The sequence below is a fragment of the Amycolatopsis sp. NPDC004747 genome, from assembly GCF_053601335.1.
This window is the reverse complement of the sequence record NZ_JBSGBQ010000019.1, coordinates 38,589-46,783: the sequence shown is the minus strand read 5'-3', so window position 1 is coordinate 46,783 and position 8,195 is coordinate 38,589. Positions and strand designations below refer to the sequence as shown.

Here is an 8,195-nt window from a genome sequence, read left to right as displayed (position 1 = left end):
CGAGCCGGCCCCACCCGAACCCGCCGCCACCGAGCCCGGGCCACAGCGAACCGCAGCCGAGCCGGAGCCAACCGCGGCCGCCGCCACCGAGCCCGGGCCAGAGCGAACCGCAGCCGAACCGGCGCCACCCGAACCCGCAGCCACCGAGCCCCGCACCACCAGCACCCCCGACCAAGCCGCGTCGACCACGAAGTACCCCGCCGCGACCACCGCCACCAGCGGCAACGCCAGCCGCGCGTCCATCGCCGGCATCGTCAGCCACGGCCCGTGGTCGCCGGCGTGGGGCATGGCCGTCACCATGTACAGCATCGCCGCCGCCGACAAGGCGTGGTGGGCGCAGGTGCGGTTGCGCCACCAGGCCACCGCGAACCAGCCCGTCGTCAGGAGCAGCACCGCCTGCCAGCCCGCCGCCGGGATCGGGCCGCCGACCGGGGAGAACATCGCCACCATCGCCACCACCAGCAGCAGCTCCGCCAGGTCGCCGTGGCGGACGCCGCGCCCGAGCCGCGCGTAATCCAGGCGGACCAGGCGCAGCACGCACGGCAGCACCAGCGCCGCGAACACTGCCGTGAGCACCCAGCCGGCCATCGGTCTCACTCTCCGTCGTGGTTCGTGTCTCCACCGTGACACCCACGACGGCCGGGCACCAGCCATCAATGAGGTGACGCCTCAGTCACCCGTCAGGACCAGTCCGCTGGTCGGCACGCCCGTCCCCGCCGTGACCAGCACCCGCGAAGCGCCCGCGACCTGGTTGGCCGCCGTCCCGCGGAGCTGCCGGACGCCCTCCGCGATGCCGTTCATACCGTGGATGTACGCCTCGCCGAGCTGGCCGCCGTGCGGGTTGAGCGGCAACGCGCCGTCGAGCTCCAGCGCCCCGTCGGCGATGAAGTCCTTCGCCTCCCCGCGGCCGCAGAAACCCAGCTCCTCCAGCTGCATCAGCACGTACGGCGTGAAGTGGTCGTACAGCACCGCGACGTCCACATCGGACGGGGCAAGCCCCGACTGGCCCCACAGCTGCCGTCCCACGACCCCCATCTCCGGCAGCGCGGCCAGGTCGTCGCGGTAGTAGCTGGTCATCACGTACTGGTCCGGCCCGCTCCCCTGCGCCGCCGCCGCGATCACCGCCGGCGGCCGCGCCAGATCACGTGCCCGCGAAACGCTCGTCACGACCAGCGCGACGCCGCCGTCGCTCTCCTGGCAGCAGTCGAGCAGGTGCAGCGGCTCGGCCACCCAGCGCGACGCCTGGTGCTCCTCGAGGGTGATGGGCCGCCCGTGGAACCACGCGTTCGGGTTGGTCGCCGCGTGCTTGCGGTCGATCACCGCGACCCGCCCGAAGTCTTCGCTCGTCGCGCCGTAGTCGTGCAGGTAACGCCGCGCGACCATGGCCACCGTCGCCGCCGGGGTCGCGATGCCCATCGGGTAGTGGAACGCGTTGTCCACGCCCGAGGAGTTCACCTGCCCGGCCGCCGCGGACGACACCTGGCCGAAGCGGTGCCCGGACCGCTCGTTGAACGCCCGGTACGCGACGACGACGTCCGCGACGCCGGTCGCCACCGCCATCGCGGCCTGCTGCACGGTCGCCGCCGCGGCCCCGCCGCCGTAGTGGATGCGGCTGAAGAACTTCAGTTCCGGGATCCCCAGCTCGCGCGCCACCGCGATCTCCGCGTTGCCGTCCATGGTGAACGACACCAGTCCATCCACATCGGACGGCGTCAGCCCGGCGTCGGCCAGCGCGTGGGAGATGCATTCGGCGGCCAGCCGCAGTTCGCTGCGCCCGGAGTCCTTCGAGAACTCCGTCGCGCCGATCCCGGCGATCGCCGCCTTGCCCGAGAGCGTCACGGCAGGGTCACCTCCACCGTCCCGGCGACGTGCTCCCCGAGACTGTCCACACCGGACACCGAGACGACGACGTCACGTCCCGAAGCCGAAACCACCCGGCCGGTGAACGTCAGCGTGTCGTAGGCGTAGCAGGGCACGCCCAGCCGGATCTTGATCGACCGGATCAGCGCTTCCGGCCCGGCCCACTCCGAGACGAACCGCTGGACCAGGCCGGTGTCGGTGAGGATGTTGAGGAAGATGTCCTTCGAGCCGCGGGCCACCGCCGAATCCCGGTCGTGGTGGACGTCCTGGAAGTCGCGGGTGGCCAGCGCGGTGCTGACCACGAACGTCGGCGTCGCCTCGATCGTCAGCGGCGGCAGCTCGGTCCCTTCGGCGACGGTCATCGGGCCACCTTCCACGCGGGCAGGGTCAGGTCGTCGTCCACGCGGACGAACGCCGCCACCACCGGCAGTCCGATGTGGACTTCCTCCGGCGCGGCGTCCAGCAGCTCGGCCATCACGCGCACGCCCTCCTCCAGTTCCACCAGGGCCACCACGAACGGCAGCTGCTTGCCCGGCACCGCCGGGTGGTGGTGCACGACGTAGGAATACACGGTTCCCCGGCCGCTCGCGACGACGTAGTCGGGCTTGGTGTCCAGCGAGCCGTCGGGCGGCATCGGCCCAGGCGGGTGCCGCAGTGTTTCGCCCCAGCGCTGGATCCGCAGCTCGCCCTCGCGCAGGCCGTCCCAGAAGAACTCCGTGTCCCGGCTGACCACCGGCCGCAGCACCGGTGCCGGCGGCGGCTTCGGGGCGGGCGGACGGAACTTGAGCACCCGGAACATCATCTCCGCGACGGCCTCGTCGCCGACGTACCAGGTCGTCCGCGTCGTCACGAACCAGCCTTCGCCCAAGGCGGTCTTCTTCGGCCCGACGACGCCGTCCAGCCGGGTCGTCGCCGCGACCTGCTCGCCCGGCCGGAGGTAGCGGTGGTAGGTCTGCTCCGAGTTCGTGGCCACCACGGAGGTGAACCCGGCCTCGTCGAGCACCGCCATCATCGCGCCGAGCGGGTCGTCGTCGGCCCGCGCACCGTGCAGGCCCTTCATCGTCCACACCTGGGCCATCGCCGGCGGCGCGACCAGTCCCTTGTGGACACTCCCGGCGGCGAACTCCGGATCGGTGTAGACCGGGTTGGCGTCCCCGATCGCCTCGACCCAGTTGTGCACCATCGCCTGGTTGACCGGATCCCGCGCCAGGCTCGGCGCGGATTCGCCCTTCGCGGCGATGGCGTCGGCGGCTTCCCGGACGTTCATCGTGGCACCCTCGGCAGACCCAGGCCGATCGAGGCGATCAGCTCCCGTTGGATTTCGCTGACGCCCCCGCCGAAGGTCAGCACGATGTTGCGCTTCGCGGTGAGGTCCAGCCATTCGGCCAGCTCGGCGGTGTCCGGATCGGCCAGGTCGCCGTGGCGGCCGACGACCTCCTCCAGGTTCCGGCCGATCCGCTGGATGGCCTCGGAGCTGAACACCTTGGTCGCCGACGCGTCGGCCACGCCCACCGGCGCGCTCGCCGAGGACACCGCGACCTGCCAGTTCAGCAGCTCGTTGACCCGGGTGACGGCCAGCGCCTCGGCCAGCACGGCCCGCACGTCGGCGAGGTCGAGCAGGCCGTGCGCGGCCGCCCAGGCGCGGACGCGGTCGTACAGGCCGCCGATCCGCCCGGCCGGCCCGAGCATCACGCGCTCGTGGTTCAGCTGCGTCGTGATCAGCCGCCAACCGGCGTTTTCTTCGCCCACCAGGCGGTTCGCCGGCACCCGGACGTCCGAGTAGTAGGTCGCGTTGACGTGGTGGGCGCCGTCGCAGGTGATGATCGGTGTCCACGAGTAGCCGGGGTCGCTCGTGTCGACGATGAGGATCGAGATGCCCTTGTGCTTGGGCGCGTCCGGCGCGGTGCGCACGGCGAGCCAGACGTAGTCGGCGTCGTGGCCGCCGGTGGTGAAGATCTTCTGGCCGTTGACGACGTACTCGTCGCCGTCGCGCACCGCCGTCGTCCGCAGGGACGCGAGGTCGGTGCCCGCTTCCGGTTCGCTGTAGCCGATCGCGAAGTGGATCTCCCCGGCGAGGATCTTCGGCAGGAAGAAGGCTTTCTGCTCCTCGGTGCCGAACTGCTGCAGGGTCGGCCCGACCGTCTGCAGCGTGACCGACGGCAGCTGGACGTCGGCGCGGGCGGCCTCGTCGACGAACAGGTGCTGTTCGATCCCGCCGAAGCCCTGGCCGCCGTATTCGACCGGCCAGCCGACGCCGAGCCGTCCGTCGCGGCCCATCCGGCGGACGATCTCGCGGAACACCGGCCCGTGCCGCTCGCGCCGCATCGCCCGGCGCTCCTCGGGGCTGACCAGCCCGGCGAAGTACTCGCGCAGCTCGGCACGCAGCTGCCGTTGCGCGGTGGTCAGTTCGACGTGCATCCGGCTCACCCCGCCACTCGTTCGCCGAGCCGGCCGAGCCGGTGCGCGGCCCCGCCGAGCGTCCGGCCCAGGTCCTTGACCGCCGACGAATACCGGTGCAGCGGATAGGTTTCGTCGACGCCGACGCCGCCGTGCAGGTGGTGGCAGGTCGCCAGCGCCTGCGGGGCCTGCGCGGTGAACCAGTAGGCGGCGACGTCCAGCTCGGCGTCGGCGTCGAGCCCCGCGGCCAGCCGCCACACCGCGGACGTCGCGGCGAGGTGGACGGTCCGCGCGGCCACGTAGACGTCGGCGATCTGACCCGCCACGGCCTGGAAGGCCGACAGGGGCCGGCCGAACTGGGTCCGCTCGCCGACGTGCTTCACGGTCAGCGCGAGCGCTCCGGCCAGCAGGCCGTCGCCGAGGGCGAGGGCACCGGCCAGCGCGAACCGGTGCAGCGCCGCGACCGCGCCGCGGTCGAACAGGAGGTCCGTTTCCTCGACCGCGACGTCGTCGAGCCGGACGGTGAACTCCGGCGTCCCGGCGGAAGTGGGGGTCGGGACGAGCGTGACGCCCTCGGCCTGCGGGTCGACGAGGTAGACGGCGCTGCCGTGCGCGGTGCTCACCGGCGTCAGGATCCGGGTCGCTTCGGCGGCGTACGGGACAGCGGTCTTCACGCCGCTGATCAGCCATTTCCCGTCAGCGGGTCGCGCGGTCACGGCCGGCTCGGCGGCCAGTGGCGCGGACGGCTCGTGCAGGGCCGCGGTGAGCAGCGCGTCCCCGGCCGCCACGGGCGGCAGCAGTTCCGCGCGCTGGGCGGGGGTGCCGAGCGACTCGATCGGCAGGACGCCGAGGGCGAGCGCGGCGTAGGCGGGCACCGGCGCGGCGGCCCGGCCGACCTCGGTCAGGACCTGGGCGACCTCGGCGACGCCGAGGCCGTCGCCCTCCAGCTCGGGGGGCAGCGCCAAGGCGAGGAGGCCGGACGCCGCCAGGGCGCGCCAGGGGTCGTCCGGCGACCCGAGCACCTTCGCGGCGAGGCCGGCGATCTCGGTCTGCGTTTCGTCAAGGGCGAAGTCCACGCCTGTCCTCCGGATCGGGCGCAATATTGAAACCTGTTCTAGTCTTAACCGGAAAGGGCGGGCACGGCAACCCCCGGGGGTGGCGCGATGGCGGGGAGACGGCGGCGGATCACCGTGCCGCCGACCGCGGGCGTGCCCGAGCCGGTCCCCGTGGAGCTGCCGGGCCGCGGCCGGACCGTGGTCACCGACGTCGGCCCCCGGGACGCGCCGGCCATCGTCCTGCTGCATTCGGTGGCCTGCACCGGCCTGCTGACCTGGTATCCGGCCCTCGCGCGGCTGGCGCGGCAGCACCGCGTCGTCGTGTTCGACCAGCGCTGGCACGGCCGGGGCATCCGCTCGCCGGAGTTCCGGCTCGCCGATTGCGCGGAAGACGTCACCGCGGTCGCGGACGCGCTGGGCGTCGGCCGGTTCGCGATCGCCGGCTACTCGATGGGCGGGCTGGTGGCGCAGCTGGCGGCCCGCGCGGAACCAGAACGTGTTACCGGGCTGGTGCTGTGCTCGACCGCCGGCCACTTCGGCCGCGGGGTCCGGCAGCGCGTCGCCCTCGAAGTCTTCGGCCGGACGCTGCGGCGGCTGCGCGAGCACGTGCCGCCGCCGGTCCTGCCCGCCGCGCTCCCCCGCGAACGCGTCGCCGACCACCGGTGGGGACTGCGGGAGTTCCGGTCGACCCGGCCGTGGGAGATCGCGGTCGCCGTCGACGAGATCGGGCGGTTCGACTCGAGGCCGTGGCTGCACACGCTGCGGCAGCCGGCCGCGGTCGTGGTGACCACACGGGACCGGTTCATCGCGCCCGCCCACCAGCGGTCGCTGGCCCGCCGGATCCCCGGCGCGGCCACCTACGAGGTCGCGGCCGGGCACGCCGCCTGCGTGCTGGCCGCCGACCGCTGGGTGCCCGCCCTGCTCGCCGCGGTCGGCTCCCTCCGAGGAAGGACTCCATGATGGGACGCTTCAGCCTGCCGGACGCCAGGCCCGACGGCCTCGACTCGCCGGTCACCGCGAAGGCCATGAAGTACCTGGCAAAGGCGCAGGTGGCGGTCTTCCGGCTGACCGGCGGCCGCGTCGGCGGCAAGTGGCGGGTCGGGGCCGGGTTCCGCAAACCCGTGCCGACGCTGCTGCTGGAACACCGCGGCCGCCGGTCCGGGCGGCTGTTCACCACCCCGCTGCTGTACCTGCGCTCCGGCGAAGACGTCGTCGTCGTCGGCTCGCAGGGCGGGCTGCCGCGGCACCCGCAGTGGTACTTCAACCTGCTGGTGCACCCGGAAACCCGGGTGCACCTCAAGGGCAGGCGCGGGGTTCCGGTCACGGCGCGGGTCGCCGAGGGCGCCGAACGCGCGCAGCTGTGGCCGCGGCTCGTCGAGCTCTACGCGGACTTCGCGAAGTACCAGGCGTGGACCGACCGGGAGATCCCGGTGGTGGTGCTCAGCCCGCGGCCTTGACCAGCTCGGCCAGGGCGTCCGGGAGCGCGTCGGCGAGCGGCCACAGGTCCTTGACCAGCTCCCGCGCGCCGAGCAGGCCGACGTGCACCTTCCCCGCGTTGGACAGCACCGTGACGTTCAGCCCGGCGCCGTGGAAGACCGGGCCGAGCGGGTAGAAGCCGGTGATCCGCGCGCCGAGGAAGTACAGCGGCATCGGCGGGCCGGGCACGTTCGAGACGACCAGGTTGTGCACCACCGGGTGCTTTTCGGCCAGGCGCAGCGCCGAATACGCGCGCACGGCGAGCCCGAACGCCGTCGCGGCCGAGAACTGCGCCCAGTCCTGCAGCATGTCGGCGTCGATTTCGTGGTGGTGGTCCTTCGAGCGCCGGTTGGCCTCGGCGAGGAAGAACACCCGGGCGGCCGGGTCGGGCAGGTGCGTCGGCAGGGAGGCGAAGAACGCCGAAACCTTGTTGCTGCCGTGCTCGCGTTCGGTGCGGTCGTGCACCGAAACGGGGACGGTCGCCACCAGCGGATCGTCCGGCAGCTCGCCACGGGCGGCGAGGAACTGCCGCAGCGCGCCGGCGACGAGCGCGAGCACGACGTCGTTCACCGTGACGCCGAAAGCGTTCTTGACCTCCTTGACGTCGGCCAGGTCGAGCTGGGCGAAGGCGACGCTGCGGTGCCCGGTGATCGTGCCGTTGAGCGAGGTCCGCGGCGCGGTGAACGGGACCGGCATCCCCTTGCCGCGCAACGCCCGGCCGACCCAGCGCGGCATCAGCCCGAGCAGGTCGGGCAGCAGCCGCGCGACCTCGGCGGGCCGCTTCACGACGCTCTCGACGCCGGAGCGGATCAGGTCCAGCGGCGAAGGTGTGCCGGCGTTGCGTGGCTCCTCGATCTCCGGCATCGGCCCGTCGGGTTCGAGCCCGGCCAGGTAGGTGATCAGGCTGGCGCCGCTCACGCCGTCGACGCTCGCGTGGTGCATCTTGAGCAGCACGGCGAGCTTCCCGTCGGCCAGGCCTTCGATGACGTACAGCTGCCACAGCGGGTGCGCGCGGTCGAGCTGCTGCCCGGCGATGTGGGCACAGAGCTCGGCCAGCTCGACGCGGTCGCCGGGGGCGGGCACGCCGATGCGGTGCACGTGGTGGTCGAGGTCGAAGTCCTCGTCCTCGATCCACACGGGATGGCTGAGGTTCCAGAGCGGATTGTGCAGTTTGCGACGGAACGCCGGGATCAGCCGGACGCGCTCGTCGAGCTTTTCCTGCAGCTTCGCGAAGGTGTAGCCGCCGGGGACGGTCGAGCCGTCGAGGACCAGCAGCCCGCAGACGTGCAGGACCTGCGACGACGTCTCCAGGTAGAGGAAGCTCGCGTCGAGGCCGCTCAGTCTCTGCATGACGCCAGGGTAGGCCACGTCCGGTGAGCGGCGCGTCACCCTACTCGCCGGTATCAT

Annotated in this window: 9 protein-coding genes; 2 read left to right on the top strand and 7 right to left on the bottom strand. The window is 72.8% G+C overall.

Annotated features, from left to right (window positions below; all coding sequences use genetic code 11):
• The 6 genes from ACWEGE_RS28655 to ACWEGE_RS28630 form a co-directional block, all read right to left on the bottom strand.
• The coding region (locus ACWEGE_RS28655; protein WP_449663545.1) for a DUF5134 domain-containing protein at positions 1-588 on the bottom strand (588 nt) is incomplete at its 3' end.
• An 81-nt stretch (positions 589-669) separates the two neighbouring features.
• Entirely contained in the window at positions 670-1,839 is a 1,170-nt protein-coding gene (locus ACWEGE_RS28650; RefSeq protein WP_449663544.1) for a lipid-transfer protein, read from the bottom strand.
• Complete coding sequence (locus tag ACWEGE_RS28645) at positions 1,836-2,222, bottom strand: MaoC family dehydratase (RefSeq protein WP_354852774.1); 387 nt, start codon at positions 2,220-2,222, stop codon at positions 1,836-1,838. The genes ACWEGE_RS28650 and ACWEGE_RS28645 overlap by 4 nt, the downstream gene beginning before the upstream one ends.
• The gene (locus ACWEGE_RS28640; protein WP_449663543.1) at positions 2,219-3,127 is read right to left on the bottom strand and encodes a bifunctional MaoC family dehydratase N-terminal/OB-fold nucleic acid binding domain-containing protein; all 909 of its coding nucleotides are present in this window, start codon (positions 3,125-3,127) and stop codon (positions 2,219-2,221) included. The genes ACWEGE_RS28645 and ACWEGE_RS28640 overlap by 4 nt, the downstream gene beginning before the upstream one ends.
• Positions 3,124-4,278 carry an acyl-CoA dehydrogenase family protein gene (locus tag ACWEGE_RS28635; RefSeq protein ID WP_449663542.1) on the bottom strand — a complete coding sequence of 385 codons (1,155 nt, stop codon included), beginning with the start codon at positions 4,276-4,278 and terminating at the stop codon, positions 3,124-3,126. The genes ACWEGE_RS28640 and ACWEGE_RS28635 overlap by 4 nt, the downstream gene beginning before the upstream one ends.
• A 5-nt stretch (positions 4,279-4,283) precedes the next feature.
• On the bottom strand, positions 4,284-5,333 hold the full coding sequence (locus ACWEGE_RS28630; protein ID WP_449663541.1) for an acyl-CoA dehydrogenase family protein: 1,050 nt from the start codon (positions 5,331-5,333) through the stop codon (positions 4,284-4,286).
• An 87-nt stretch (positions 5,334-5,420) separates the two neighbouring features.
• Here ACWEGE_RS28630 and ACWEGE_RS28625 point away from each other — a divergent pair, with 87 nt between their 5' ends.
• Both ACWEGE_RS28625 and ACWEGE_RS28620 read left to right on the top strand, forming a co-directional pair.
• Positions 5,421-6,272: an alpha/beta fold hydrolase gene (locus tag ACWEGE_RS28625; protein ID WP_449663540.1), complete on the top strand. Its 852-nt coding sequence runs from the start codon at positions 5,421-5,423 to the stop codon at positions 6,270-6,272.
• Positions 6,272-6,769 carry a nitroreductase family deazaflavin-dependent oxidoreductase gene (locus tag ACWEGE_RS28620; RefSeq protein ID WP_449663539.1) on the top strand — a complete coding sequence of 166 codons (498 nt, stop codon included), beginning with the start codon at positions 6,272-6,274 and terminating at the stop codon, positions 6,767-6,769. Before ACWEGE_RS28625 ends, ACWEGE_RS28620 begins: the two co-directional genes overlap by 1 nt.
• Here the strand turns inward: ACWEGE_RS28620 and ACWEGE_RS28615 are convergent.
• Complete coding sequence (locus ACWEGE_RS28615) at positions 6,753-8,138, bottom strand: WS/DGAT/MGAT family O-acyltransferase (protein ID WP_449663538.1); 1,386 nt, start codon at positions 8,136-8,138, stop codon at positions 6,753-6,755. The two genes, ACWEGE_RS28620 and ACWEGE_RS28615, sit on opposite strands and share 17 nt — an antisense overlap.
• Positions 8,139-8,195 lie beyond the last annotated feature (57 nt).